We start from the raw sequence: 513 nt of genomic DNA on the forward strand, positions 1-513 counted from the left end.
AAAGCTGAAGTAACAATCACTGTTACTAAGGAAGGTCACGTTCTTAAAGCAACAAACACCCTTCCAGCAGATACAGAATTCAACAACACATTCACACCTGCTGCAACACAAGCACAATTCCGCTTCACAAAACGTTTGGAAGGTAAGACTCTTGAAGCTAATGCCTTCACATTCGAATTGCTTGAAAACGGTAATGTGATTCAAACTAAACAAAATGCGGCTGATGGTTCAATTCAATTTGACCCAATCTCATATGCAACTGTAGGTACACACACTTACACTGTACGTGAAAAAGCTGGAACAGATACAAACATTGATTACGATTCAATGAACGCAGTTGTGACTGTAAATGTCACAAAAGACGCTCAAACAGGTCTTTTGAACGCTGCCGTTACAATGCCAGCTGATACTGAGTTCAACAACTTTGCTGTAGCTCCAGTTAAGACTAAGTTTGACTTTAGCAAGGCTCTCGCAGGTCGTGAGTTGAAAGCCGGTGAATTTAGCTTTGTATTG

1 protein-coding gene is annotated in these 513 nt (G+C 40.7%); it reads left to right on the forward strand.

What is annotated here, in order from left to right; genetic code table 11:
- Window positions 1-513, forward strand: a 513-nt coding sequence (locus HMPREF1519_RS04730; protein WP_037611339.1) for a Spy0128 family protein, incomplete at both ends; no start/stop codon positions are given.

Origin of the sequence: Streptococcus sp. SR4, from assembly GCF_000517725.1 — a bacterium.
Taxonomy (GTDB): domain Bacteria; phylum Bacillota; class Bacilli; order Lactobacillales; family Streptococcaceae; genus Streptococcus; species Streptococcus salivarius_F.